This is a genomic window from Nibrella saemangeumensis (genome assembly GCF_039541915.1).
GTDB classification, from domain to species: Bacteria; Bacteroidota; Bacteroidia; order Cytophagales; family Spirosomataceae; genus Nibrella; species Nibrella saemangeumensis.
The window spans coordinates 387246-412957 of sequence record NZ_BAABHD010000029.1; the positions used below are offsets into that span (position 1 = coordinate 387246).

Below are 25712 nucleotides of genomic sequence, written 5' to 3' on the forward strand. Positions count from 1 at the left end.
AGGTTGTTGGTTTTACTTCACTTTGCTACTGGCAATGGCTTTGATCGCATACGGGGCCCGCTGCGTCCGAGTCAGTAATTTATTCGCTTCAGGGTCATTCTTAAACACTTCTTTCTTCGGGTCCCAGTGGAGCTTGCGGTTCAGCTTCATGGCTGCGTGGTGCAGCAGACAGGCTGAGCATGAGCGGTGACCGACTTCGGCCGGTGCAATCGGCTCCTTACGGCTGATAACGCTCTCCAGCCAATTTCCGTGGTGCTCTTTGCTGACAGGCAGATGAATTTCGTTTGGTCCGATAACCGAGGTAATGATCTTCGGATCACTTGCCGTCAGGGATTTGGTGTTTCCCTGCTTGGCCACCGGATCACTGGCGGTTACCGAGTAATTCCCTCTGGTCACAAATATCCAGCCTTCTGTACCTTCAAACTTAATGCCGTTGGGTAGTTCATTGCTGACGATCATATGGACACCATTTTCGTACAGGGCTTCGGTCTGGAAGATACCATGGACATCCCAAAGTCCCTTTTTCGGAAAATCAGCTTTACCCCATATTTCAACCGGACCCGTATACTCGGTGTTCATGGCCCAGTGCGAACAGTCGATATGGTGTGAGCCCCAGCCGGTAATCATGCCCGCGCCAAACTGCTCGCAGCGCAGCCAGCCCGGCCGGTCGTAGCCGACCTGCGGATGCACACGTTTTTCGGTATAGTATACCTCCGGTGTGGTACCCAGCCACATATCGTAATTGAGGTTCTTCGGAACTGGCATTTGAGGCTCTTCGTCGCCCGCCGGATCACCGGGCAGACCCACGTAGACCTTCTTCAACTGCCCTATGCGGCCGTTACGCACCAGTTCGGCGGCATACCGGAACTGCGGAGACGAACGCTGCTGGCTTCCAATCTGCATAATCCGGCCCGACCGCTTCACGGCATCGGCCATAGCCCGGCCTTCGGCAATCGTTAGTGACGCCGGTTTCTGCATGTAAACATCCTTCCCGGCTTCTACCGCATGAATAGCGATGGGTGCGTGCCAGTGATCAGGCGTACTGATCAGTACGGCATCAATATCTTTGTTCTGGAGTAACTCCCGGTAATCGGTATACACCCGAACACCGTCATAATCCTTGCCGGTTTTCTTGGCATAGACTCCATTCACCAGCTTTTTAGCGTCGTTTGCGCGATTGCTGTCTACGTCGCATACCGCCATAATCAGAGCATTGTCGTACTGCCACACGCCCGGCATATCGTGGTCGCGGGAGATCCGGCCGGTACCGATGGCCCCCACATTAATCCGGTTGCTGGGCGCATTCTTGCCAAATACCGAGGCTGGCACTATAGTTGGGAACCCGCTGAGGATTGCCGTCGACAAGGCTCCTTTGGCGGCTGTGTTCAGAAAATCTCTTCTTGAAACACCAGTTTTTTTATTGTCTTGCATGGTTCAGGATGTTAGGGAGTTCCGCTCAGTGTATAAAAAAGGGCTGAAAAGTCGGTAATCTACTCTTCAGCCCTTTTGCATCAGGCTACTTAGGAAACCGGCTCCGGCGTTGGTGCTCCGGAAAAATTCACAATCTTAAACTTAGGTACCAGAAAATGCATAACGGTCCAGGCCGTGAGATAAGCGAAACCGCAGATAATAAACATGATATAATAGCCGGTTTCAATATGGCCCTGGCCTTTGTAATAGTCAAATAACTGCCCCGCTAAGCGGGCAATGAAAATACCACCAAACGCTCCGGCCATACCACCGATACCCGTTACCGAAGCCACGGCCCGGCGGGGGAACATATCCGACACCGTCGTAAAAATATTAGCGCTCCAGGCTTGGTGAGCCGAGGCCGCAAAGCCAATAATCAGCACCGCCAGCCACAGGTTCATGCTACCCAGCCACTGGGCAAAAACGACAGGCAACGCACACAAAGCGTAAATAAACATAGACGTCTTCCGGGCCCGAAATACCGGAAAGCCCTTCTTAATCAGGTTCAGCGGCAACCAGCCACCAAAGATACTCCCCACACTGGCAATAGTATAGACCAGTGCAACGGGCAGGGCCATGTCTGTACCCTGAAGGCCGTATTCGGCTTTCAGAAAGGCCGGCAGCCAGAACAGATAGAACCACCAGATTGGGTCGGTCAGCAGCTTACCAAAGAAAAAAGCCCAGGTCTGGCGGAAGGTCAGCAGCCTGAACCAGGAAACTTTCTCACCGGCTGAAGCTTCTTCCTCGGCCCGCTCGTCAACATCACTGTTGATGTAATTAAGCTCTTCGGTTGTCACGTTTTTGTGCCGGGCCGGCGTATCATAAATCGTCAGCCAGAGTACCAGCCAGATAATACCGGTCGCCCCGGTCAGGATAAACGCCCACTGCCAACCCCAGTTATCGGCAATAAACGGCACCGTCAGCGGAGCCAGGATAGCCCCCACGTTGGTGCCGGAGTTGAAGATACCCGTAGCCAGTGCCCGCTCTTTCTTGGGGAACCACTCGGCAACCGTTTTGATGGCGGCCGGGAAGTTCCCGGCTTCACTTAAGCCAAGGGCCGCCCGTGCAATACCGAACCCAAAAGTCGTCTTGGCAAGAGCAGTAGCCATGCCCACAATACTCCATAAAGTCAGTGAAATGGCGTATCCGGTTTTTGTACCCACCTTATCGATAATCCGGCCGATCCCCAGCATCCCTAAGGCATAGGCAGCCTGGAACACCACGACCAGGTTGGAATAGTCCGTTTCGGTCCAGTTAAAGTCTTTCTCCAGATTTGGCTTTAAAAGGCTGATAACAACCCGGTCCAGGTAATTTATGGTCGTCGCAAAAAAGATAAGACCACAAATCGTCCAGCGGTAACGGCCAATAGATTGTGATGTCATAAATAGAGGTTGGTTACGTAATAATTATTGTAAAGAGACAGAGAGACTTACCGGACCGGCCTATACACCGGAGAAAATATGAAAGCCGCCATCAACGCAGATCACCTCGCCACTGACAAACCGCGATGCATCGCTCAGCAGCCAGATCAGTGTTCCGATCAGTTCGTCTGGTTCGCCGAATCGCTTGTAGGGGGTATTGCGGATTACGGCCTCACCCCTGGCGGTATACGTGCCGTCTTCGTTGGTGAGCAGCCGCCGGTTCTGGTGCGTGACAAAGAAGCCGGGGGCAATGGCATTCATGCGGATTTTGTCGCCGTACCGCTGCGCCAGCTCCACCGACATCCAGCGGGTAAAATTATCGACGGCCGCTTTAGCCATGGAGTACCCCAAAACCCGGGTAATAGCCGTCTGAGCCGCCATGGAAGAAATATTAACGATGCTGCCCCCCTTTTCGGTCAGGTGCCTGCCGAAGACGACAGTAGGCAGAATAGTGCCGTAGAGATTAAGGTCGAATGCCTGCCTCAGCGCGGGCAGGTTTACCTGAAAAATATCCTGGTCGGGGCCAATAACTGCCTGCGGAATATTACCACCGGCTCCGTTGACCAGCCCATCAATGCGGCCGTATGTTTGCAGCACTTCCTCGCAGGCCTGGTTCAGTTCGTCTTCATTAAGTACATCGGCCTGGATAAACAGGACATCGCCCCCTGCCTGGCGCAGCTGCTCCGTACGCTCCTCGCCCACTTCACGGTTGCGGCCCAGCAGCACAACGCGACCGCCGGCCTCGCAGATGCCCTGGCAAAACGACCCACCCAGAATGCCGGTGCCCCCTGTTACTACAATTACTTTTTCGGTTAAACTGAAGAGGCTTGCAACCTGGTTACCTGACGTTTTTTCTGATAACTGATTCATTGAACGGACTGCTTATACTCAGTAAAGACAAAAAGCAGTCCTACATACCTAAGTCAGGCTGAAGATTACTGATAATATCGTTTCTCAGTGTATGCCTTTTGCCACCAGATAGCCCGATGTGCCGGCCAATCCGGGACCAGGGTGCGTGGAGGCTCCAATGTGAAAAAGGTTGGCAAAGGGTGTTTCGTGCGGCATCATCCGCTTAAACGGCCGCCAGATCAGAAACTGGTCAATGGTGCAGGCTCCTGAATAAATATCTCCGCCTACCATATTCGGATTCAGTTCGTTAAGCCGGGTAGGCGACATAATCAGCCGGTCAGTGATCTGCCGCCTGAATCCGGGAGCCACCGCTTCAATCTGGTCAATGATCCGGTCGGCATAGGCTTCGTTAACGTCATCAGTCCAGCCGTTGGTAATGGTAATCTGCCCGGCCGCATCACCGACGGGTACGTTGGGTACCGTCTGCGCCTGAACCGACAGAATCCACGTTCCCTGGGGACCACGGGAAGGATCTACTGCCATATGCTGCCCAAGCGTCAGCGTTGGCCAGTGTGGCAGGACCTGCCGGGATGCGTCAACACAGGATTGGCTTAAACCGTCGAGCCCATCAGTAATGTGTATCACCCCCGCTTCTAGCAGGCGATCATCAGGCCAGTGTGGAGGAGCGTCGAGTGTCAGATGAATGACAAAATCGCCCCGACCATAGCGGTACTCCCGGGTTTCGCGACTGATAGCGGCCGGCACCAGGTCTTTGTGGATTAATTGGCCGTATAGCTGGGTAGGCGTTACGTTGGCCAGGACATAGTCGGCGCCAACCCGTTCGCCATTGACCAATACACCGGTTACTTTATCGTTTTCGACGGTAATCGAATCCACCTGGGCCCGGGTGAACAATACCCCACCGTGATCCCGGATGATTTTTATCCAGGCTTCGGCCATGCGACTACCCCCGCCTTCGGGCATAGGCAGACCAACTTTCTCCAGCAATGAGAAAACGACCTGAATCATTAGCGACGAGGTAGCATCATCGGGACTCTGACCCAGGTGTAACACCCACGGTGCCAGCAATGCTTTGGTCATTTCACCCTTAAAATTCATATCCAGCCATATCCGCGCCGACCGCATGGCCATCCCCAGCAGTTCCAGTGAGTTGGACGGCCCCAATGAAAACATACCCTTCGTACCCAGTTTGACCGCATCCCAGCCTCTGACATCACTGGTTAAGGTATTTATAACCAGGTCGGCGTACAATTCCTGAAATTCGTCGAGCAGTGTACCAAACAAATCGCCATCGCCGGGGGTATGCCGGTTGATTTCCTCAATAGTTCGCTGCCGGTCCGTATAAAAGAGTATGCTTCTGGCATCGCCGGCAGCGCGGCCCGGAACAATAGACGCCGTCGGAACCGGGGTATTCCGATAGCGCAATCCATGGGCCGTCAGGTCGTCTTTACATTCCTGATAAGCCGGTCCGGTCACAAACAAGGTATGATACGCGGAGAGCACATCGGTCCTGAAGCCGGGAAATACCGTTTCGTCCGTCAGGATATTACCACCGAGCCAGTGATTGCGTTCGAAAATGGCAACTTTCTTACCCTGTTTTGATAAAATGGCCCCGGCGGTGAGGGAGTTGATGCCGCTGCCAACAATGATTACGTCAAATGCTTTCACAGATCTTGTCGCGTTGGAGATTTCCGGTATAACCCCTCCGGGTGTTGAGCATAGCGTTTTACCTATTAAGTGGCCCATACGGCCAGTCAGCCCAACGCAAAACCCCTTTTAGCCTATAGATTTATCGAAATTTTTTAAACAATTTTTCTGCTTCCACATATCGACATAACATCCTGAAAATCAAGACACAAAAAGCTGCACAAACAAAAGGTAAGCGAAAATCCTCATCGCGCCCCTGAGTAATTAAGTCTTCATGTGTTTGGCCTGCCGGGATTCAGGGCCTACTTTTGGGCACCGTAACTTGACTTAATCTATCATTGAAGGCGAGAAAACTTCTCTTGTCAGCCTTTGCGGCTGTATGTTTGTCCGCGTCTATTCAGGCTAAGCCAACGACGCCCCACGTTACTAAATTTGCCCACAAGTATGTGTCTGTCCGCTACGTCTGGGGCGGCTCTACACCCAGGGGCTTCGACTGCTCCGGATTCACCAAATACTGCTTCCAGCGCTTCGGCATCCGGCTCCCGCGCGCCAGTTGGCAGCAGGGGAAAGTGGGAGTTTCGGTAAAAAAAGAAAAGGCCAGACCGGGTGATCTGATCTTTTTTCGGGGGAAGATCAATAAGGGAAATCAGATTCAGCACGTAGGCATCGTCACAGAAGTAAAAAAAGGCCGCATCCGGTTCATCCACTCCATTACCCACAAAGGCGTCCGGTACGACTGGCTAAGTGTGAGTTATTACCAGAAGCGTCTGCTGGGTATTCGCCGGGTTATCAGGGCCTGATAGTTCAGGAGAGTGTCAGTGTGGTACCGGCCCCACCCTGTGTCACGGCCTGTACCACCTGATCGGCATGACAGATAATGACTTTAGTGACGCCATTGCGCAGGGCATTAAAGGCATTGTCGAGCTTGGGAATCATGCCTTTGTTGATGACCCCGGCCGCTTTGTGCGTTTCGTACAGATCAGGGGTCAGCGAAGTAATTACACTGTCGTCGTTGGCCGGCTCCGACAACACACCTTTTTTCTCGAAGCAGTACACCAGCGTTACCGTGTTCTTGTGTGCCATATCGACGGCGATAGCCGAAGCCATGGTATCCGCGTTGGTGTTGAGCAGGTTACCTTCCTCATCATACGTTAACGGCGCAAAAACAGGTACCAGTTTCTGACGCAGCATGTACTGAATCTGCCCGGAGTCAACTTCGACTATATCTCCCACAAAACCGTAGTCGATTTCACCTACCGCCCGCTTCTTCGCCAGCACAGTACTGGCATCAGCGCCTGTCAGGCCGATGGCGTTAACCTCCAGCGCCTGTAGTTTCGCCACAATCTGCTTATTTACCAGGCCGCCATACACCATCGTCACGACATCAAGCATGGGCTGATCGGTGATGCGCCGGCCGTCGACCATGGTCGTAGGCACCCCCAGTTTGTCGGCCACTTGTGTCGCTACCTTGCCTCCTCCGTGAATCAGAATTTTGTGATCCCTGATCTGGGCGAAACTGGTCAGAAATTGTTTCAGGGCGTCGGGGTTGTCGATGACGTTTCCTCCGATCTTAATAACGGTCAGGTTATGCATAAAGGTGGTACGAAAGCCGGTTCAGTCGTTATAAATTTGTCAGGATCGTTTTCAAAACGGCCTGCGCCGACCACTCCCGGTTGGCAGCCTGCTCAATGACCAGCGACTGCGGGCTGTCCAGTACCTCATCGGTTACTTTCATGTTCCGTCGCACGGGCAGGCAGTGCATAAACTTACCGTTGTCGGTCAATTGCAATTTTTCCATGGTCATCATCCAGGACGGGTCCTGCGTCAGCACCTGTCCGTAGTGCGTGTACGACGACCAGTTTTTGCCGTAAATGAAATCGGCACCTTCAAAGGCCTCCTCCTGGTTGTGCGTTACGCAGGCGTTACCAACAAAGGCTGGTGCCAGCTCGTACCCTTCCGGATGCGTCACGACCAGGTCAACATCGATGCGATTCATCCACTCGCAGAATGAGTTTGCCACGGCCTGCGGCAGCGGTTTAAAGTGGGGCAGCCAGGTCAGTACCACCTTCGGCCGCCGTTTCACTTTGAACTCTTCGATGGTGATGCAGTCGGCCAGCGATTGCAGCGGATGGCGGGTAGCCGATTCGAGGTTGACGATAGGAACGCCCGCGTATTTCTGAAATTGGGTCATCACCTGCTCCCGGTAGTCTTTTTCCCGATCTTTCAGTTCAGCAAACGCCCGGATGCCAATCATGTCACAGTAACGGCCAATCACGGCCGCTGCTTCTTTGACGTGTTCGGCTTTATCGGCGTTCATGACGGTACCCTCTTCCATCTCCAGCCCCCAGCTGTCCTGCCCAACGTTCATGATCATGACGTTCATGCCGAGGTTCTGAGCCGCTTTCTGGGTGCTAAGCCGGGTGCGAAGGCTGGAGTTGAAGAAGATCAGACCAATGGTCTTGTTCTTTCCCAGCGCCTGATCGGCAAAGGGATTCTTTTTGACAGAGAGCCCCTCCTGGATGAGGGCGTTCAGATCGGTGACGTCGGAAAGTGAAATGAAGTTGGTCATTGTATACAGCAAAGGCGCAAAGAAACAGATGACATGTGACTGGGTTAACGGGTTAATTTAAAGAGTAACCTTTACCTCTTTGCTCAATGCCTCCAGAAACAAATCAGCCTCCTCATTCCCGATAGCCAGTGAAGGCAGGAGCCGGATTGTATTTTTACCCGCCACGCCCGTAAAGATATGATGCTCAAACAACAGCGTGTTCCGCAACGTCTCCACCGGGAAATCATACTCAATGCCAATCATCAGTCCCCGGCCCCGCAGTTCTTTATAACCGCCAAGCTGCCCGATACCATCCATCAGGTAGTTACCCATCCGGGTGGCATTCTCCATCAGGTTCTCATCCCTCATAATATCCAGCACCGCAATAGCCGCCGTACAGGCCAGGTGATTGCCGCCGAAGGTAGTCCCCAGCAGCCCGTAGCTGGCTTTAAATTTCGGTGAAATCAGCACGCCACCAATCGGAAAACCATTACCCATGCCTTTGGCCATCGTGATCAGATCCGGCTCAATGCCGCTGAACTGGTGCGAAAAGAACCGCCCCGACCGGCCATAGCCACACTGCACCCCATCCAGAATCAGCACCGCCCCGGTCTGGTCACAGCGCTGCCGCAGCATTTGAAGAAAAGCATCGGTAGCTACATGAATACCACCCACGCCCTGAATACCTTCAATAATTACCGCGCAGGTCTGATCGGTAATAGCTGCTCTGGCCGCTTCTACATCGTTATAGGGCAGGAACGTCACATGCTGATTAAAGTTGACCGGCGCAACAATGGCCGGGTTGTCGGTAGCCGCTACCGCCCCGGCGGTACGGCCGTGAAAGCCTTTGCGAAAAGCGACGACCTGCGTCCGGCCAGTATGAAACGACGCCAGCTTCAGCGCATTTTCGTTGGCTTCGGCACCGGAGTTGCACAGGAACAGGGCAAAATCAGGATACCCCGATAGCGATCCCAGTTTGTCGGCCAGTTCCTGCTGCTGCGGAATGTGAACCGAGTTGGAGTAGAAAGAAATCCGGTTTAGCTGCTCCGTCAGCGCCTGTACGTAATGAGGATGTGTATGGCCGACGGAGATGACGGCATGGCCTCCGTAGAGATCCAGATACCGGTCGCCTTTGCTGTCCCACAGATAACTCCCTGACGCCCTTACCGGCTCAATATCGTACAGCGGATATACATTAAATAATTGTGACATGCGTTACGTAGCTTTCGCCGTTTAAAAAGATGGCAGCGACTGTCGAATAATGTTGCAAGTTTAGTCAATAACCCGCAATTAGGTTGTTCAAAAACGAAAAAAGAGGCCATACAGCCTCTGTCGGTATTTCAGTTTTCGGTGTCGGCGTAACCCCAGTGTCTGATTCCTGGTCATTGCGGTTCAACTCTCCTCAAAAATTCCTGAATAGCCTGAGTGGTTTCTGCCGGCTGCTCAATCATACCCAGGTGTCCGGAGTTTTCCAGGACCAGCGTCTCAGCATCGGCCGGCATATCGAACAACGCCTGGCTTTTATCAAACGGCACCAGGTTATCCTGCCGTCCAACAATCAGCAGTACCGGATAGCGGGCGTTTTTCAACACATGCGTCCGGTCAGGACGGCTGCGGATCGCTTTGATACCGGCAACCAGAGCCTCAGCCGGTATCGCACTGCTTTTGTTGACCAGTTGACGAAGCGTATCGGCCATCCGTTCCTGATTCGAGTCGGCAAACATCTTAGGCACGACATCCTCAATAAAGGCCCGACTACCTTCGTTTTCCAGTTTCTCAATTGCCTGCTGCCGTTTAGCTTTCCGGTCTTCATCGTCGGCAAACGCCGTCGAATGAAACAGCCCAAGGCCCAGCAGCATCTCGGGATGAGCGTCGGCAAACGCCAGGGCAATATACCCGCCCATGGAATGACCAATCAGGACACATTGCTTACCCCCCGCCCCCATCAGCAGACTATACAACTCTTCGGCATAGGCTTCAACGGTGTCGTGACTGGTCAGCCCGGAAAAATCCGGCTTGATGATGGGGTATTCAGAAGACAGAACGGCGTAGAGGCCGTCCCAGAGGGAAGCATCTACGCCGTGTCCGTGAATCAATACCAGTACTGGTTTGTCCGGCATACGCTTAGGTCGCTAAGCCATATTGATCAGACCCAGTACGATAAATACAACGCCCGCTACACCGGCAATGGTCGACAGCCACCACAGACCCGGAATCAGCGCCAGTACGATTGCCGCAAGCAGCAGAATCAGACCAATACGGATGTTAGAGTTCAGTGCGTTGGTCGCATCCGGGCCCATTTTGTCTTTGATCTTCTTGTCGATCTTCTTCAGCAGCATCTTCTCCACCATATTCAACTTTTGGGGAGCGTTGGTTGCTGTTGGCGACAGGGCCTGTTTCTCAGCGGCTACGGCCAGCAGGTTTTGTACCTTTGCCATCCGCTTTTCCAGCTTCTTACTGGCAACGGCTTTATTCTCTACCGACGCCAGCGCTTCAGGCTGGACTGCGACAGGCTGTACTACCTCGGCCTGTACCGGAGCAGCGACCGTAGCCGATTCCGTTACCTGGGCAACCTGTACCTCAGCCTGCACCGGAGCAGCCACGGCTTCTACTTTCTGCGCGTGGAAGTTCTCGTGCTGTGTTCTCTGGAACGTAGCGTACGGACGGCTGCAGGCACTCAGTAAAGCGGCTGTGGCGAGAGCAAAAAAAGCATTCTTAGTCAAGGTTCTCATGCTACACATGGTTTTTTGGTTGGACATTGGTTTTTTGCATGAACGCCTAAACATACACTTTGTTAGAAACAAATGAAAAAAACAGATAAAAATCTGAGCCAATGAAAAAGCCTACCTGTATGCAGGTAGGCTTTTTCATCTTCTTTCGGTATTTACCTGATCAAACTTTCAGTTAAGCTACTGATTTTAAGAGGTGTAACGTTGACTTACCAAATTTGTCCATGGCATACTGCCGCGTGATAGTAAATTCTTTGGTATTCTCGTCGGAAGGCAGCTCAAACATGGCATCGGTGATGATCGATTCGCAAATAGACCGCAAACCCCTGGCACCCAGTTTGTACTGCATCGCCTGGTCCACAATATACTCCAGCGCGCTATCATCCCAGTACAGCTTAATCCCCTCCATATTAAAGAGTTTTTCGTACTGCTTGGTCAGCGCGTTACGCGGTTCGGTCAGAATGCGGAGCAGCGCGTTCTCGCTCAGCGGCTCCAGGTAGGTCAAGACCGGCAGACGGCCGATCAGTTCCGGAATCAGGCCGAACGACTTCAGATCCTGCGCCGACACGTACCGCATCAGGTGACCTTTCTCGAAGGTTTCGTTCAGGCGACGGTCGCCGGAGAAACCAATCGGCCGGGTGTTGATCCGCTTGGCAATATGCCGTTCGATGCCGTCGAAGGCTCCCCCGCAGATGAACAGAATATTTTCGGTATTCACCGCAATCAGTTTCTGGTCGGGATGCTTGCGGCCTCCCTGGGGCGGCACATTCACGACGGAGCCCTCCAGCAGTTTCAGCAGAGCCTGCTGAACACCTTCTCCGCTGACGTCGCGGGTGATGGATGGATTATCCGATTTGCGGGCGATCTTGTCTATCTCATCAATATACACAATACCCCGCTCGGCCGCTTCTACGTTGTAGTCGGCCGCCTGCAGCAACCGGGTCAGAATGGTTTCAACATCTTCCCCAACGTATCCGGCTTCGGTAATTACGGTTGCATCGGCGATGCAGAAGGGTACCTGCAGGATTTTGGCGACGGTCCGGGCCAGGTAGGTTTTACCGGTTCCGGTTTCGCCTACCATGATGATGTTCGACTTTTCAATCGTTACCTCATCATCCGTCTTGGGCTGCATCAGGCGCTTGTAGTGGTTATACACCGCCACGGTCATCACCTTTTTGGCCTCGTCCTGTCCAATGACGTACTGGTCCAGGTACTTCTTCATCTCAATAGGCTTGATCAGATTAAACGAGGCCTCGGCCGTAGTTTCATTCTGACGCGGCTTTGTTTCCTCCAGCACTACCTGGTGACCTTGCTCAATGCAGTAGTTGCAGATGTGGGCGTCGATACCCGACAGCAGCAGGACTACTTCATTTTTACGTCGTCCGCAGAACGAGCAGTTGATTTGTGGCATTCTATATAGGATTAATAAGCTGGTTCGAAATGCAAAAATAAACCCCGTTTGCAATCTATTGTTGCAGTTGATATAACAAAAAAATACGACCTGAGTTTCCCCAGGTCGTATCGGAAGAGCAAATTTATTATGTGGCTAACAGTTTACCAAACCGATTACGTAGTTGCCGGCCGATCCCGGCGCAGTACTTCATCGATCAGGCCGTATTCCTTGGCTTCGTCGGCTTTCATCCAGTAATCGCGGTCGGAATCTTTTTCGATCTGCTCGAAGGTTTTGCCGGTATGCTGTGCCAGAATGTCGTACAACTCGCGACGCAGCAGGACAATCTGCTTGGCCGTAATTTCAATATCGACCGACTGACCCTGCGCACCACCAGAAGGCTGGTGAATCATGATCCGGGCGTGCGGCAGCGACGACCGCTTGCCGGCTGCACCACCCGCCAGCAACACGGCACCCATAGAGGCCGCTAAGCTGGTACAGACGGTAGCCACGTCGGGCCGGACGTACTGCATGGTATCATAAATACCCAGACCGGCATATACCGAGCCACCGGGGCTGTTGATATACATCAGAATGTCTTTCTTCGGGTCGGCCGACTCCAGAAAAAGTAACTGCGCCACCACAATGTTGGCGATGTTATCGTCGACACCCATACCCATAAAGATGATCCGGTCGGCCATCAGACGCGAAAAAACGTCAACCTCCCGGAAGTTCATCGGCCGCTCTTCGATCACGGCGCGGGTCATGTTTTCAACGGTGTGGTTTACGTAACCGTCCACCGTCAGGCCGTTCATGCCGAGGTGATGAACGGCGTATTTGCGGAATTCCTGTCCGTAATTCATGCTTGAGTTCTCTGTTTATTTGGCAACGAAAATAGACAAATGTTGGTTAAACATATAGTTTCAACAAAAATGCATGATCCTGACAAAAATGCTTGTCGGTATGAGTTAAGATTTTATCGACTGGACTTGAGATGAAGACGAAAACTACCCACCGCTTACCAGGAGAACGCATCCGGCTGCTGCGCCTGCAACGGGGTTATTCTCAGGAGAATATGGCAGATCTGCTGAATCTGTCCACCACTGCCTACGGCGACATTGAACGCGGTAAAACCGAACTGACCCTGAGCCGCTTAGAGCAAATTGCGGATGTGCTGAACCTGTCGGTAACCGAACTGTTGACCGAAGAAGCCATTACCGCGCAGCCGGTAGAGGTACTCGATAACGAGACACGGCACGAATTGGAAACCCTGCGCTTAAGACTGGAAAAACAACAGATTGAACTGGATAAATTGCGGCTGGATGCTGAGCACTGGAAGCGCAAATACGAGGAGCGGGTTATGCTTGACCTGGTCCGGGCTATCGGCACCGACGTGGAGCTGCCCCGCGAACGGGAACGGATTGGGTTCAAGTAATCCAGTCAAACCACTGAATGCTTACGCAAACAGGTCGGCAACCGTAAACTGAAAGTCCGGCAGCACAGGCGCGGCCGAGATCGTTTGCTGACCTTTAAACACAGTGGCGTTGTCGGGTGAAGTGTACGCGTAAATCTTCTGGTGTTTGGGAACAACGATGTACCAGACCAACTGCGCTCCGCCGTCGAAACAATCCTGAATCTTGTCCAGCACATCCTGGTGGCTCTCCGAGTCTGAAAGGATCTCAATGGCAAAAAGCGTGTTGACGCGCTCACCGCGCCGGATCGCCTGCCGTTGCTCAGCGGTAAAGTAGGTCAGGTCGGGAATGCGCTTACGGGTGGCGTCCACATACGAATCAGCCTCAGGCATAAGCAGGTGTCTGGCCTGGGCAGCAGAAGTTCTTAAAAACTGACTCTGAAGAAAGGCTACAATGTCAATCTCGTCCTGTTTCATGGATTTAGGAATGATACGCCCCCGGACGAACTCGAAGTTGCCATCATTGCCAGGTTGCTTCTGCCACTGCTCAAACTCCTCCACGGTTTGCAGGTGCGTCGGCAGGGCGGGGTTGGCGGTTGGATTTGAGATCATGGCTTTTTCCGGTTGAGTTAGACTTAAAGATACTAAATTACGCCACACGAATTACCATCCAGACTTCTGCCCAGTAAACGTTCTCCGAAACAAAAAGACTTAAAAAAGAAAGGGCCAGCATTACTGCTGGCCCTCACAATTAGCGATTGTTATTGGCGGCTGCGAGTTCTTTAAACTCCTCCAGCGTTACGGTCTGCGGCTGAATGTCCAACTGGGTCTTGGCGTATTCAATCACCTTGTCGTCGTACACGCGGTTGAACATATTGGTGTAGTTCTGGCCATTGTTTTTATCGTCCATCAGGTAATTGCGGGCGATGCGGTCGATGGTTTCGCTCATCTGGCTATCATCGCCGTAGAAACCGAACTGCTCCCGTACCATTTGGCGGGTTACGCCCATTACCTCTTCAAAATCAACCTTAATGTCGGCCTGTTCGGCAATTTTGTTCTTGATGAGTTGCAGCTTCACCGAGCGGGTGAAGTCATCATACTGCTCCTCAACCTGCTCCGGTGTAAATTTACCTTCGTTTACCTCCAGCAGCCACTGCTTCAGAAACTCGTCTGGCAACGTGATGGGAATATTCTCCAGCAGGGTCTTTTCAATGGTAAAGCGCAGCAGCGTATTGGCTTCGCGCTCGTAGTTGCCACCGATAATTTCCTGCACCTTCGTCCGGAACTGCTCTTCATTCTCAACATTGCCGGCACCCAGCACTTTATCAAAGAACTCCTGGTTCAGTTCGCCGGGTTTGTTACGCGTGATATCTTCCACTGTGAAGGTAAACTCGCCCTGTAATTCAGCAGCTTCTTCACCTTTTACGCCCGTAGCCAGCGCCCGGTCTTTTTCATCCGGAAACGCAGCCTGAATATCGAATGTAAGCGTGTCGCCTTTTTTCTTGCCGATAAACTGCGGCAGCGCATCTTCGGCTACTTTGTTCAGCGGCAGCGCGGTTTTGGTAGAGAAGGGTTCGCCTTCCGCCCGCTCCTGGGTCAGCTCACCGTACAGCATGTCGCCTTCGGCGGCTTCTTCGGCATGTTCGTGGCCGTGGAACTGGTTCTGCAGGTTCTCGATGGTTTCGTTCAGCTCCTTATCACCGGCCTCAATCTGGTAATTAGGGACAGCTGGTAATTGGTCAAAATACACCTCGAAATCAGAAGCCAGACCGAGATCGTATTTAAACTCAAATTCTGACTGATTATCCCAGTCAATGGCGTCGGCCTGCTCACGGTTCGGGATCGGGTCGCCGACCACCTGTAATTTATTGTCGCGGATATAGCTGCTGACCGTCCGGCTGAGCAGGTTATTAATTTCATCAACCAGGATGCTCTTGCCGTACATTTTCTGAATCAGCGAAGCGGGCACCTTGCCGGGACGGAAGCCCTTCATGGCCACTTTACGGCCATAGTCTTTCAGCTTTTTATCGACTTCCGGTTTGTAGTCTTCCGGTGTCAGTTTGATCTTCAGCGAAGCATTGGTTTCGCTGGCTTTTTCTAGTGCGATATCCACAATCGTATCCGTTTTAAATAAAAAAATGATTGAGTGATAGAATGATTGAATCAATCGACGGACTCAATTCAACCATTCAATCATTCAACCATTCAAAGACTTCGTACGGGCGGAGGGACTCGAACCCCCATGCCTTGCGGCACCAGATCCTAAGTCTGGCACGTCTACCAATTTCGCCACGCCCGCTTTTTGCGTTGGCAGTGGGCAGGTTGCAGTCGGCAATTGCTTCTCTGCATTTTTCGGTAGACTGCCTTCTGCAATCTGCCCACTGGAGACTGCCGGCTGCCTACTGAGCACTGCCTACTAAATTTCGGAGTGCAAAAGTAAAAAGAAGTTTGATTAGAGCAAAGCATCAGCCTATACCTTTTTATTTTTTACCGTTTAGTAATTGGGGCTATGATTTATTTGTTATATTAGTAATGAGTACAACTGAGACGTATTGTCCGAATGACCTACCCCATGAATGCAGCTGCGGAACCCGTTATTGATCTTGAACAGGAGCGCAGAGAAATACTGAAACGCTACCGGCGCCTGTTACGGGCCGCCAAACCTCTACTGAAAGACAACGACGCCAAACTCATAAAAAAAGCGTTTAATACCTCCCTAGACGCCCACAAGAACATGCGTAGGCGGTCAGGAGAGCCATACATCTACCACCCGTTGGCGGTGGCTCAGATTGCTGTTGAGGAGATTGGTTTAGGCACCACCGCCATCGTGGCGGCCCTGCTGCACGATGTCGTTGAAGATACCGATGCCACTATCGCGGATATTGAACGGATGTTTGGACCGAAGATCGCGAAGATCATCGACGGCCTAACCAAAATTTCCGGCATTTTCGAATACGGCACTTCGCAGCAGGCCGAAAACTTTCGGAAAATGCTGCTGACGTTGTCGGATGATGTTCGCGTGATTCTGGTGAAACTGGCCGACCGGCTCCACAACATGCGGACGCTCGACTCCATGCCCCGCGACAAGCAGCTGAAGATTGCGTCGGAGACAATTTATATCTATGCTCCGCTGGCGCACCGGCTCGGCCTTTACGCCATCAAAACTGAGCTGGAAGACCTTTACCTGAAATACGTTGAGCCGGAAACCTACAAGGATATTGCCCGGAAGCTCCGGGAGACCAAGGCGGCCCGCGATAAGTTTATTGCTAAGTTTATTGAACCGATTGAACGCGATCTGGCCGAAACCGGAATGTCGTTTGTGGTTAAAGGCAGGCCCAAATCGATTTATTCAATCTGGAATAAGCTCAATAAACAAAAGAAGCCATTTGAGGAAATCTATGACCTGTTTGCCGTACGGGTCGTCGTGGATGTTCCTCAGGAAAGCGAAAAAGCCGCGTGCTGGCAGGCGTATTCAGTCGTCACGGATCATTATAAACCCAATCCCGACCGGCTGAAAGACTGGATCAGCACTCCCCGCGCCAACGGATACGAGTCGCTGCATACGACGGTCATGAGTAAATCCGGTCAGTGGGTAGAGGTGCAGATCCGGTCGGCCCGCATGAACGAGATTGCCGAGAAGGGCTATGCCGCCCACTGGAAATATAAAGGGAATGAAACGCATACCGGCCAGGGCATTGAGACCTGGATCAGCCAGGTGCGCGAAATGCTCGAAACGGCCGGCCATGGCGATAAAACAGGGGCCATTGAGTTTCTGGATGATTTCCGCAGCAACCTGTACAGCGAAGAAGTTTTTGTTTTTACCCCTAAAGGTGACCTGAAGGTATTGCAGCGGGGGGCCACCGCCCTCGACTTCGCATTTGAGATCCACACCCAGATCGGAGCCCGCTGTATGGCCGCCAAGGTGAACAACACGCTGGTACCCCTCAGCCACGTGCTCCACAATGGCGACCAGGTCGAGATCATTGCTTCCAACAAGCAGAAGCCCAACGAAGACTGGCTCCGGTTTGTGGTTACCTCCAAAGCCAGGACGAAGATCAAGGACCTCATCAAAGAGGAGAACAAGCGCTACATCACCGACGGCCGCGATATGGTTGCCAAAAAGCTGAAGACGCTGCGGGTGGATATGTCCAATGAAACACTGAATCAGCTTCGGGCTTATTTTGGGTCTAAGACCGTTAATGATTTCTTCTACCGCGTTGGCAAGGGGCATGTTGATGTCCAGGAGTTAAAGAAATTTAAAGCAGATAAGGACGCTAAAGAAAACCGGCAGCACAAACTCAATACAGATACCATTCAGGATGGCAAGACGTTTGAGAAAGAACTCAAGAAAATTCACGGCGAGCGGGCCGATGCCGATATGCTGCTTATTGGTGAGGACATGGACAAGATTGACTATACCCTCGCCAAATGCTGTAATCCGATCTCTGGCGACGATGTATTCGGGTTTGTAACCGTCAACGAGGGTATTAAGATTCACCGGGTTAGTTGCCCCAACGCGGTAGAATTGATGTCTAATCACGGCAACCGGATCATTAAGGCCAAGTGGACATCGCAGAAAGAACTGGCGTTTCTGGCGGGTCTCCGCATTACGGGTACCGACCGGGTTGGGCTGGTGAATGATGTTACGCGGGTGATCAGTAATGAGCTGCACATCAATATGCGGTCGATCACCATAGATTCCAAAGACGGAGTTTTTGAAGGTATTATCAAACTGTACGTACACGACACTGGTCACCTGGAGACGCTGATGGGCAAACTGGAGCGGGTGAACGGCGTTTTTGAAGTGGTCCGGTTTGATTAAACGAAAGAAGAATTGGCCCTCTGCTCTTTGCTGACTATTTTTGTGTTTTAACCGAGAATGACCATGCCTGTGCCAAAAGAAGAAAATCTGGCAGCTGCTAAAAAGATATTTACGGCCTACCTGGAAAACAAAGGGCTTCGGAAGACACCGGAGCGCTTTGCTATTCTGGAGGAGATTTACAACCGTGAAGATCACTTCGACGTAGATGAGCTGTACATCTCCATGAAGAACAAGAAGTACCGGGTCAGCCGCGCTACGGTTTATAATACCCTGGATGTACTGGTCGATTGTGATCTGGTGACCAAACATCAGTTTGGCCGTAACCTGGCGCAGTACGAAAAATCCTACGGCTATAAGCAGCACGACCACCTCATCTGCACGGACTGCCACCAGGTGATGGAATTTTGCGACCCACGGGTGCAGAACATTCAGAGTATGGTAGGCGATATGCTGAAGTTCAACGTCATGCACCATTCCCTGATTTTTTACGGAAACTGCGTTCGCGATAACTGCGAAAATCGCCAGCGGTATGGCGAAGACCACGCTATGCCGGCCGCCATGTCGGAGCGAGGAGAAGCGTAACCTAATTAATTCACACACCTGTATATAGTATTTACAACAGCCGCGAGAGCGGTATTGAATTCATGGTAGATGTATTACTTGGCCTCCAGTGGGGCGACGAAGGGAAGGGTAAAATTGTTGACGTACTGGCTCCGCAGTATCAGGTAGTCGCCCGGTTCCAGGGCGGTCCTAACGCCGGTCATACGCTGGAGTTCGATGGCTTTAAGCATGTCCTGCACCAGATACCATCCGGTATCTTCCGAAGCGACATCCTGAACATTATCGGCAACGGCGTGGTACTCGACCCGATCGTATTTAAGCGGGAAATTGACGGACTGGCCAAGTTCAACCTTAGCCTGCAGCAAAACCTGCTGATCTCGAAAAAAGCCTCCATCATCATCCCGACTCACCGGTTGCTCGATGCCGCTTATGAGCAGGCCAAGGGTGCTTCCAAAATTGGCTCTACCCTGCGGGGAATCGGCCCAACTTACCAGGATAAAGTCGCCCGGCAGGGGCTGCGCGTTGGTGACATTCTGTCGGACAACTTCCGTAAGAAGTACGATCAATTGGTAGCGACTCACAAGACCATTCTCGACCACCACCAGTTCGACTACCAGTCGGTACTGCCGCAGGCCGAAGCTGAGTTCTTTGCTGCGGTCGACTTCATGAAGCAGTTTCAAATGACCGACAGTGAATATGCCGTTAACAACGCATTGAGTGCTGGTCAGAAAGTGCTGGCGGAAGGGGCTCAGGGTTCGCTGCTGGACATTGATTTTGGCTCATACCCCTTCGTAACCAGTTCAAACACAATGACCGCCGGTGCCTGTACGGGTCTCGGTATAGCCCCCCGGCAGATCGGTGAAGTATACGGCATTTATAAAGCGTACTGCACCCGCGTGGGTAGCGGTCCGTTTCCAACCGAGTTGCTGGATGAAGAGGGAGAACGGATGCGTCAGGAAGGCCGGGAATTCGGCTCCACTACCGGTCGTCCGCGCCGGTGCGGCTGGCTCGACCTGCCCGCGCTTAAATACGCGATCATGATCAACGGTGTTACTCAGCTGATTATGATGAAGGTAGATGTACTCAATATTTTTGAAACCATCAAGGTCTGCACCCATTACCGCCTGGCCGATGGTACATTAACCGAACAGATGCCCTACGATTTATGCGATTCCGATGTAACACCAGTTTATAAGGAATTTAAAGGATGGCAGACGGCCCTGACGGATTTTCACTCGTTCGACGAAATACCGGCCGAACTCGCTACCTATATCGATTTTCTGGAAGAATCACTGGGGCTACCCATCAGCTTTATCTCTACCGGACCAGACCGGGAAGCCATTATTCACCGGGAAGCGGTGGTCTAGCATATACTATTTATTGCCAGACAGTTACTAAAGCTGCCCTTAATCCGGCAGCTTTTCTTTTTCCGGAAGATTATGCCGGATATACTTGAAAGTAGCCCTGTTTTTTTTGTAACTTACCGGCGACACCACCTTACTTAAGCCTAACCTATCTTATTATGTTACCGAAAAACATTGGCTTCATCGACCAGTTGGTACGGGGGCTTATTGTCGTTGATCTGCTTATCCCCTGCCTGCTGGGTATTATCTCAGGACCAATTTTTTACCTTTTTATTCTTCTCTCCATCGTTTTGGCCATTAGCTGCCTGACCGGGTTCTGTCCACTCTACGGCGCTTTCAAGTTCTCAAGCCGTCGGGAATGGGATAATTAAAAACGAAACTACCCCGCACAATGCCCTGCTTATTTCGGTGAGCGGGGCTTTTTGTTGGCTGGAAAATCACCGGTAATGCTTATTTTTGATCTAAGAGTATAGACAATATGACCTCACCTGACTCTAATAGCTCCCTGTTTGACCGCCGTGGCTTTTTACGTAAAAGTGCCCTGGCTACCATGGCCGGCCTGCTCGGCACCGATCTGGTCTTTGCCCATCGCTTGCCAAAAGAGTATCTGCCGCTGGTGTTTGACGTTAACCCCATGGCTACCAAGCACAAAGACATGGTCGTACTGAACGACAAACCCTGGAACGTTGAGGCCCTCCCCCATTTGCTGGATGATGCCGTTACCCCCACCGACAAGATGTTTATCCGCAACAATGGTTTGATGCCGGAGAAGATAGATACGGCAAACTGGTCGTTGACCATCAACGGCGAATCGGTAAAGGCACCCAAAACCTACAAACTCAGCGACCTGAAGAAGCGCTTTAAAACGTACACCTACCAACTGGTGCTGGAGTGCGCCGGCAACGGCCGGGCCGGTTATGTGCCCCAAACAGCCGGTAATCAGTGGACCGACGGAGCCGTAAGCTGCGCCGAATGGACCGGCGTCCGGTTAAAGGATATCCTGGCCGATGTTGGGGTAAAAGCCGATGCGGTGTACATCGGCTATTACGGCAAAGACCTGCACGTGAGTCAGGACCCCACCAAAGCCGTTATTTCGCGGGGTGTTCCGATGCGTAAGGCGACGGAAGACGAAACCCTGGTTGCCTGGGCCATGAACGGGCAGGATATTCCGCTGGCGCACGGCTTTCCGCTGCGGCTGGTGATTGGCGGCTGGCCGGCGTCGGTATCGGGTAAATGGCTGCACACGATCTCGGTTCGAAACAAAGTCCATGATGGCGCTAAGATGACCGGCAAAAGTTACAAGGTACCCATGAACGCAGTCGAGCCGGGGGTAGACCCGCCGGAAGACCAGTTCAGGATTATTGAGTCCATGCCGGTGAAGTCGCTCATTACGTTTCCCAAAACCGGGGCCATGCTGGACCAGGGCAAACCGCTAACGCTGCGAGGCCATGCCTGGGCGGGTGACCGTAGCGTTAAAGAAATGTATGTATCCTACGATTTCGGCGCCACCTGGCAGCGTTGTGACCTGAAGCTCGCCAAAAACCGACTGGCGTGGCAACACTGGTCGGCAAGTGTAAAGCTGCCGCAAAAAGGGTATTACGAAATCTGGGCGCGGGCGGTAGATGATGCCGGTATTTCCCAACCGATGGTGATGCCGCAGTGGAACCCCGAAGGCTATATTAATAATGCCTGCCACCGGATTGCGGTGAAAGTGGTTTAACCGAAAGATGCCTTAAGAATGATGAATGATAAATGGACAAGGAGCGCGTGCGGAGTTTTGGCGCTGCTGGGATGCCTGATGGTATTTTCAGGATTCGAGGCAGCGTTGCCGTCTGGCCCATCGCCAATGATTCTTGCGGATAGTTTGACCAAAGACCCGGATACGGGCTTGGTGGTGGCAGAGCAGTTGAATGTAGTAAAGGCCCATTGTACGTCCTGCCATTCCAGTAAGCTGATCCTGCAAAATCGCTTCACCCGCGACGGCTGGAAAGAGAAAATCCGCTGGATGCAGCGCACCCAGAACCTGTGGGATCTGCGCGATTCGGAGCCGGTGGTGCTGGATTATCTGGCAAAGTATTACGGACCCGAGCAAAAGGCGTTTGACGGTCGCCGGAAGCCCCTGCCGGGCGTTCAATGGTATAAATTGTAATCGATGTCACACAAAGCATTCTATCAGGCCCTTTACCAGAACGACCAGTTATTCCGGCTGGATGAAGCCCCCATCCCAGTGATGGTAGCGCCGGAACGGGTCGCCCGGCCGGTGGTCGAAGAAGTACCCCAGGAAGTCTCTGCAGAGCTGGAAGCCCTCCCGGTAGCAACGGCTACGACAGAGCCAATGGCCGAACCGGTAACGGTAATTATTCCGGAGCCCATGGTAATACCTGCTGCCATTGTCGAAAAAGTGACCGCTCCCGCTCCACCCGTCGCCCCTAAATCGGTACGAAACGTGCCGGCAATACCGCCCGTCAACCAAAAAGTGCTGATTCTGGTAGACGAAGACTTAACCCCCGCTGACCACTTATTTCTAGAGAAAATTCTGAATGCCGTTAGTCTGAATCTTGAGGGAGTTGATCTGGTGAATATACATAACTCGCAGGCGATGGAATTTGAGCCGCTGCTGCGGGGGAAGGTAATTCATCATTTCTTTACTTTCGGTGTTCCCTTCAGCCAGATCAATCTTGACATCATGATGGATCGTTATCATCCCGTTCGGTTTGATGGCATTACGTTTATGATGGCCGATTCGCTGCCGGTCATTGAAGAGGATAAAGACCTGAAGAAACGGTTGTGGGGAGCGTTGCAGCGGATATTCTTTAAATAATAATTGAATGGTAAAATGATAGAATGATTGAATAATGGGCAACAATTAGTCAGACTAGACTATTTGTCCCTGGTACTCAATCATTCTATCATTCAATCATTCTATCACTCACTCTTTCAATTATGTCCTCTCCTCCAGACGGTCCCCAGCGCCCCGGTCTCCGAAAAGTCATTACCACCACCCAGTTATGGGCCATCGCCGTTGGGCTGGTCATCTCCGGCGAATATTTTGGCTGGAATTACGGCTGGGCCGTGGCTGGCACCGTCGGGTTTCTGATTGCCACGCTGCTGGTCACAGTCCTCTACATCGCCTTCATTTTTAGCTACACCGAACTGACGGCGGCTATACCCGACGCGGGCGGCCCTTTTACCTATGCGTTCCGGGCTTTCGGTCCTATTGGTGGTTTTCTGGCCGGCTTTGCCACGCTGGTTGATTTTTTGATGGCTCCGCCCGCCATTGCGGCAGCCCTCGGCGCTTACACCCATTTTCTTAATCCGGCCATTCCTATATTGCCGGTAGCCATTGCTACGTACGTCATTTTTATAGGCATCAACATCATCGGTATCAAAGAGTCGGCCAATTTTTCGGTGGTCGTGACCATTCTCTCGGTAGTGGAACTGCTGGTGTTTATGGCGTTGATTTTTCCCTTTTACAAGACCGAAAATTTTCTGGCGCACAACGATACCTTCACCATTGGCGGCATCTTTGCAGCCCTGCCCTTTGCCATTTGGTTTTACCTGGCCATTGAAGGCGTTGCCATGGTAGCGGAAGAAGTGAAAGATACCCGCAAAACCATTCCCCGCGCTTATCTGCTGAGCATAGCCACGCTGGTTTTGCTGGCGCTGGGCACCATGATGCTCTCAGGTGGCATCGGCGACTGGCGGCAGCTTAGCCAGCTTGACTACCCGCTGCCCGAGGCCCTGGCCATGACTATGGGTAAACAAAGCCCCTGGGCCAAAATTTTCGCCAGCCTAGGCTTGTTTGGGCTGATTGCCTCCTTCCACTGCAATACCATTGGCTACTCCCGGCAGATTTATGCGCTGGCCCGGAGCGGGTATCTGCCTGAATTCCTGGCCAATATCAGTGTGCGGTTTCAGACGCCCCACTGGGCGCTGATTGCCGGCGGCCTCGTTGGTTTTCTGGCACTCTTTACCGGCACCACCGACGAAATCATCATTCTGTCGGCGCTGGGAGCGGTGGTCATGTACATCATCAGTATGCTCAGCCTGTTTATGCTACGCAAGAAAGAGCCGGCGCTGAACCGCCCTTTTCTGGCTCCCATTTATCCCTGGGCTCCGCTGGTAGCGCTATTTCTTTCGGCTGTGTGCCTGGTGGCCATTATCTACTACAACCCTAAACTAAGCCTCATCTTTATTGGTTTACTACTGGTATCGCTCGTTCTGTTCCTGCGAATAGGCGTTCAGGACCGGGAGGTACCCACAGCCTCCTAACTACCGCCAATACTAACAGGCCTACTGCTCGCAAAGCGTGGTAGTCAAACAATAATTCTACATATTGGGGAGTTTTACTATAATAGCTTTTTAATCCGACTGATTTAACGCTGCCCGCTTATGGCATTGTTTGATAAATTATTGGCCCCTTTCCGCAAAAAGGAACCAAATGCTGATCTGACGCTTACCCCGTTTCTGCCGGAACCAGCGCCTGCCAGCCTTTCTCCGGCTCCCGCAGCCAGTATGCCCCCTCCGCAGGCTTCTTTTCCGGCTATTCCAACGCCGGTCGACCAGGATATTCCGGCCTGGATGGAAGATGAAGACCTGCTTCGGGATGAGGGTGTCATTTTTGGTTTATCGGATGCCAAACCGGAGGAAAAGATTGCCGCCATCCGAACGTATTTTGTCCACCGGTGTGCCGATCTGGAGCGGGATATTGAGCGGTATAATGAAAAAATTGGTGAGCTGAACCTCTTCATTGAACAGAAGGAAAACCGGATCGGCGAACTTGACCACCGCCAACACGAACTGGCCAACCGCCCACCCGGCGATCACCACTTACCCCGCACTATCATTGGCCTCACTTTATCAACGGCAATGTGCGTAGGCAATTACTTCCTGATCGAGGAAACGCTACGTCCGGCCTTTGAGCAGAGCCGGCTGATCTCGGTCGGGATTTTTCTGGCCGGTATGTTCAATCTCTTTAGCCGGACATCGTTCTTCCACGAAAACGGTTCGCCCGCAACACGCCGGCGGCTGCTGGAAGAGATTGGTTTACCGCTGGCCGCTGCCTTGTTTGTATTTGCCCAGGCGGTACAACGGCAGCCTTTCCTGCAGGCCATGGCGCTGCTGGTGTTTGTATTTTTCCTGTTTTTACTGTCGGGCAAGCTGCTGTTAGGTACCCTCACGGTACTTCGTAACGACCTCCGTATCTACTTCGGGAACAAACAATTGAAGAATGAACAAAAAACGCGGTCGGCACAGTGGGAAGCCGAGATTGACACCCTCCGGAAAGAAATAGATGAACTACGGGTGCAGAAGTGGCAGATCATCCCTGATCTGAACCGCGCCGAAGCCGAGTTCAGCCGCATGAACGCCAGGCGGGATATGCTGATCAAGCTCTTTGAAAGCGAATACAATCTCGCCCGCACCCTGAAAACACAATTAACCGAACGCCAGCGGCAGGCAATTTTACGAGGGCGTTAAA

Annotated in this window: 24 protein-coding genes and 1 tRNA gene; 11 read left to right on the forward strand and 14 right to left on the reverse strand. The window is 52.3% G+C overall.

Annotated features, from left to right (window positions below):
* Positions 1–12 precede the first annotated feature (12 nt).
* The 4 genes from ABD949_RS14735 to ABD949_RS14750 all read right to left on the reverse strand — a co-directional run bounded on the left by ABD949_RS14735 (position 13) and on the right by ABD949_RS14750 (position 5429).
* Positions 13–1431 (reverse strand): Gfo/Idh/MocA family protein, encoded by a 1419-nt coding sequence (locus ABD949_RS14735; RefSeq protein WP_345244609.1) that lies wholly within the window; start codon positions 1429–1431, stop codon positions 13–15.
* A gap of 89 nt (positions 1432–1520) precedes the next feature.
* Positions 1521–2852 (reverse strand): MFS transporter, encoded by a 1332-nt coding sequence (locus tag ABD949_RS14740; RefSeq protein ID WP_345244610.1) that lies wholly within the window; start codon positions 2850–2852, stop codon positions 1521–1523.
* A 60-nt stretch (positions 2853–2912) separates the two neighbouring features.
* Positions 2913–3761 (reverse strand): SDR family oxidoreductase, encoded by an 849-nt coding sequence (locus ABD949_RS14745; RefSeq protein WP_345244611.1) that lies wholly within the window; start codon positions 3759–3761, stop codon positions 2913–2915.
* 84 nt (positions 3762–3845) lie between these two features.
* Positions 3846–5429 (reverse strand): phytoene desaturase family protein, encoded by a 1584-nt coding sequence (locus tag ABD949_RS14750; protein ID WP_345244612.1) that lies wholly within the window; start codon positions 5427–5429, stop codon positions 3846–3848.
* Positions 5430–5791: 362 nt separating this feature from the next.
* On the opposite strand from ABD949_RS14750, the gene ABD949_RS14755 reads away from it, so the two are divergent.
* A complete protein-coding gene (locus ABD949_RS14755; protein WP_345244613.1) occupies positions 5792–6208 on the forward strand; it encodes a C40 family peptidase in 417 nt (138 codons plus the stop codon).
* 4 nt (positions 6209–6212) lie between these two features.
* Here ABD949_RS14755 and argB read toward each other — a convergent pair whose 3' ends face one another.
* The 7 genes from argB to ABD949_RS14790 form a co-directional block, all read right to left on the reverse strand.
* A complete protein-coding gene (argB, locus tag ABD949_RS14760; protein ID WP_345244614.1) occupies positions 6213–7001 on the reverse strand; it encodes an acetylglutamate kinase in 789 nt (262 codons plus the stop codon).
* Positions 7002–7029: 28 nt separating this feature from the next.
* Positions 7030–7977: an N-acetylornithine carbamoyltransferase gene (locus ABD949_RS14765; RefSeq protein ID WP_345244615.1), complete on the reverse strand. Its 948-nt coding sequence runs from the start codon at positions 7975–7977 to the stop codon at positions 7030–7032.
* Positions 7978–8034: 57 nt separating this feature from the next.
* On the reverse strand, positions 8035–9168 hold the full coding sequence (locus ABD949_RS14770) for an aspartate aminotransferase family protein (protein ID WP_345244616.1): 1134 nt from the start codon (positions 9166–9168) through the stop codon (positions 8035–8037).
* A 170-nt stretch (positions 9169–9338) separates the two neighbouring features.
* Complete coding sequence (locus ABD949_RS14775) at positions 9339–10076, reverse strand: alpha/beta fold hydrolase (RefSeq protein ID WP_345244617.1); 738 nt, start codon at positions 10074–10076, stop codon at positions 9339–9341.
* A 12-nt stretch (positions 10077–10088) separates the two neighbouring features.
* Positions 10089–10688: a hypothetical protein gene (locus tag ABD949_RS14780; protein WP_345244618.1), complete on the reverse strand. Its 600-nt coding sequence runs from the start codon at positions 10686–10688 to the stop codon at positions 10089–10091.
* A gap of 172 nt (positions 10689–10860) precedes the next feature.
* Complete coding sequence (gene clpX / locus ABD949_RS14785; RefSeq protein ID WP_345244619.1) at positions 10861–12096, reverse strand: ATP-dependent Clp protease ATP-binding subunit ClpX; 1236 nt, start codon at positions 12094–12096, stop codon at positions 10861–10863.
* Positions 12097–12251: 155 nt separating this feature from the next.
* The gene (locus ABD949_RS14790) at positions 12252–12938 is read right to left on the reverse strand and encodes a ClpP family protease (RefSeq protein ID WP_345244620.1); all 687 of its coding nucleotides are present in this window, start codon (positions 12936–12938) and stop codon (positions 12252–12254) included.
* A 131-nt stretch (positions 12939–13069) separates the two neighbouring features.
* Between ABD949_RS14790 and ABD949_RS14795 the strand changes: the two genes are divergently transcribed.
* Complete coding sequence (locus ABD949_RS14795) at positions 13070–13510, forward strand: helix-turn-helix domain-containing protein (protein WP_345244621.1); 441 nt, start codon at positions 13070–13072, stop codon at positions 13508–13510.
* Positions 13511–13531: 21 nt separating this feature from the next.
* Here the strand turns inward: ABD949_RS14795 and ABD949_RS14800 are convergent, their stop codons facing one another.
* From ABD949_RS14800 to ABD949_RS14810, 3 genes are all read right to left on the reverse strand, one after another.
* Positions 13532–14098 carry a Uma2 family endonuclease gene (locus tag ABD949_RS14800; RefSeq protein WP_345244622.1) on the reverse strand — a complete coding sequence of 189 codons (567 nt, stop codon included), beginning with the start codon at positions 14096–14098 and terminating at the stop codon, positions 13532–13534.
* 139 nt (positions 14099–14237) lie between these two features.
* The gene (tig, locus tag ABD949_RS14805) at positions 14238–15599 is read right to left on the reverse strand and encodes a trigger factor (RefSeq protein WP_345244623.1); all 1362 of its coding nucleotides are present in this window, start codon (positions 15597–15599) and stop codon (positions 14238–14240) included.
* A gap of 104 nt (positions 15600–15703) precedes the next feature.
* Positions 15704–15785, reverse strand: a tRNA-Leu gene (locus ABD949_RS14810).
* 273 nt (positions 15786–16058) lie between these two features.
* Between ABD949_RS14810 and ABD949_RS14815 the strand changes: the two genes are divergently transcribed.
* The 9 genes from ABD949_RS14815 (at position 16059) to ABD949_RS14855 (ending at position 25711) form a co-directional block, all read left to right on the forward strand.
* Complete coding sequence (locus ABD949_RS14815) at positions 16059–18308, forward strand: RelA/SpoT family protein (RefSeq protein WP_345244624.1); 2250 nt, start codon at positions 16059–16061, stop codon at positions 18306–18308.
* A 63-nt stretch (positions 18309–18371) separates the two neighbouring features.
* Entirely contained in the window at positions 18372–18890 is a 519-nt protein-coding gene (locus ABD949_RS14820; protein WP_345244625.1) for a Fur family transcriptional regulator, read from the forward strand.
* A gap of 62 nt (positions 18891–18952) precedes the next feature.
* Complete coding sequence (locus ABD949_RS14825; protein WP_345244626.1) at positions 18953–20236, forward strand: adenylosuccinate synthase; 1284 nt, start codon at positions 18953–18955, stop codon at positions 20234–20236.
* 155 nt (positions 20237–20391) lie between these two features.
* On the forward strand, positions 20392–20604 hold the full coding sequence (locus tag ABD949_RS14830) for a YgaP family membrane protein (RefSeq protein WP_345244627.1): 213 nt from the start codon (positions 20392–20394) through the stop codon (positions 20602–20604).
* Positions 20605–20711: 107 nt separating this feature from the next.
* Entirely contained in the window at positions 20712–21953 is a 1242-nt protein-coding gene (locus ABD949_RS14835) for a sulfite oxidase (RefSeq protein WP_345244628.1), read from the forward strand.
* 126 nt (positions 21954–22079) lie between these two features.
* Entirely contained in the window at positions 22080–22382 is a 303-nt protein-coding gene (locus tag ABD949_RS14840) for a hypothetical protein (protein ID WP_345244629.1), read from the forward strand.
* A gap of 3 nt (positions 22383–22385) precedes the next feature.
* The gene (locus ABD949_RS14845; protein WP_345244630.1) at positions 22386–23054 is read left to right on the forward strand and encodes a hypothetical protein; all 669 of its coding nucleotides are present in this window, start codon (positions 22386–22388) and stop codon (positions 23052–23054) included.
* Between the two features lie 122 nt (positions 23055–23176).
* Positions 23177–24505 (forward strand): ethanolamine permease, encoded by a 1329-nt coding sequence (gene eat, locus ABD949_RS14850; protein WP_345244631.1) that lies wholly within the window; start codon positions 23177–23179, stop codon positions 24503–24505.
* Positions 24506–24625: 120 nt separating this feature from the next.
* On the forward strand, positions 24626–25711 hold the full coding sequence (locus tag ABD949_RS14855; RefSeq protein ID WP_345244632.1) for a hypothetical protein: 1086 nt from the start codon (positions 24626–24628) through the stop codon (positions 25709–25711).
* Position 25712: the final 1 nt, after the last annotated feature.

Coding starts and splice junctions, on each gene's coding strand:
- ABD949_RS14735 (WP_345244609.1), bottom strand. CDS start 1,431: ATGCAAGACAATAAAAAAACTGGTGTTTCAAGAAGAGATTTTCTGAAC.
- ABD949_RS14740 (WP_345244610.1), bottom strand. CDS start 2,852: ATGACATCACAATCTATTGGCCGTTACCGCTGGACGATTTGTGGTCTT.
- ABD949_RS14745 (WP_345244611.1), bottom strand. CDS start 3,761: ATGAATCAGTTATCAGAAAAAACGTCAGGTAACCAGGTTGCAAGCCTC.
- argB (WP_345244614.1), bottom strand. CDS start 7,001: ATGCATAACCTGACCGTTATTAAGATCGGAGGAAACGTCATCGACAAC.
- ABD949_RS14765 (WP_345244615.1), bottom strand. CDS start 7,977: ATGACCAACTTCATTTCACTTTCCGACGTCACCGATCTGAACGCCCTC.
- ABD949_RS14770 (WP_345244616.1), bottom strand. CDS start 9,168: ATGTCACAATTATTTAATGTATATCCGCTGTACGATATTGAGCCGGTA.
- ABD949_RS14775 (WP_345244617.1), bottom strand. CDS start 10,076: ATGCCGGACAAACCAGTACTGGTATTGATTCACGGACACGGCGTAGAT.
- ABD949_RS14780 (WP_345244618.1), bottom strand. CDS start 10,688: ATGAGAACCTTGACTAAGAATGCTTTTTTTGCTCTCGCCACAGCCGCT.
- clpX (WP_345244619.1), bottom strand. CDS start 12,096: ATGCCACAAATCAACTGCTCGTTCTGCGGACGACGTAAAAATGAAGTA.
- ABD949_RS14790 (WP_345244620.1), bottom strand. CDS start 12,938: ATGAATTACGGACAGGAATTCCGCAAATACGCCGTTCATCACCTCGGC.
- ABD949_RS14795 (WP_345244621.1), top strand. CDS start 13,070: ATGAAGACGAAAACTACCCACCGCTTACCAGGAGAACGCATCCGGCTG.
- ABD949_RS14800 (WP_345244622.1), bottom strand. CDS start 14,098: ATGATCTCAAATCCAACCGCCAACCCCGCCCTGCCGACGCACCTGCAA.
- ABD949_RS14815 (WP_345244624.1), top strand. CDS start 16,059: ATGAATGCAGCTGCGGAACCCGTTATTGATCTTGAACAGGAGCGCAGA.
- ABD949_RS14820 (WP_345244625.1), top strand. CDS start 18,372: ATGCCTGTGCCAAAAGAAGAAAATCTGGCAGCTGCTAAAAAGATATTT.
- ABD949_RS14825 (WP_345244626.1), top strand. CDS start 18,953: ATGGTAGATGTATTACTTGGCCTCCAGTGGGGCGACGAAGGGAAGGGT.
- ABD949_RS14830 (WP_345244627.1), top strand. CDS start 20,392: ATGTTACCGAAAAACATTGGCTTCATCGACCAGTTGGTACGGGGGCTT.
- ABD949_RS14835 (WP_345244628.1), top strand. CDS start 20,712: ATGACCTCACCTGACTCTAATAGCTCCCTGTTTGACCGCCGTGGCTTT.
- ABD949_RS14840 (WP_345244629.1), top strand. CDS start 22,080: ATGATTCTTGCGGATAGTTTGACCAAAGACCCGGATACGGGCTTGGTG.
- ABD949_RS14845 (WP_345244630.1), top strand. CDS start 22,386: ATGTCACACAAAGCATTCTATCAGGCCCTTTACCAGAACGACCAGTTA.
- eat (WP_345244631.1), top strand. CDS start 23,177: ATGTCCTCTCCTCCAGACGGTCCCCAGCGCCCCGGTCTCCGAAAAGTC.
- ABD949_RS14855 (WP_345244632.1), top strand. CDS start 24,626: ATGGCATTGTTTGATAAATTATTGGCCCCTTTCCGCAAAAAGGAACCA.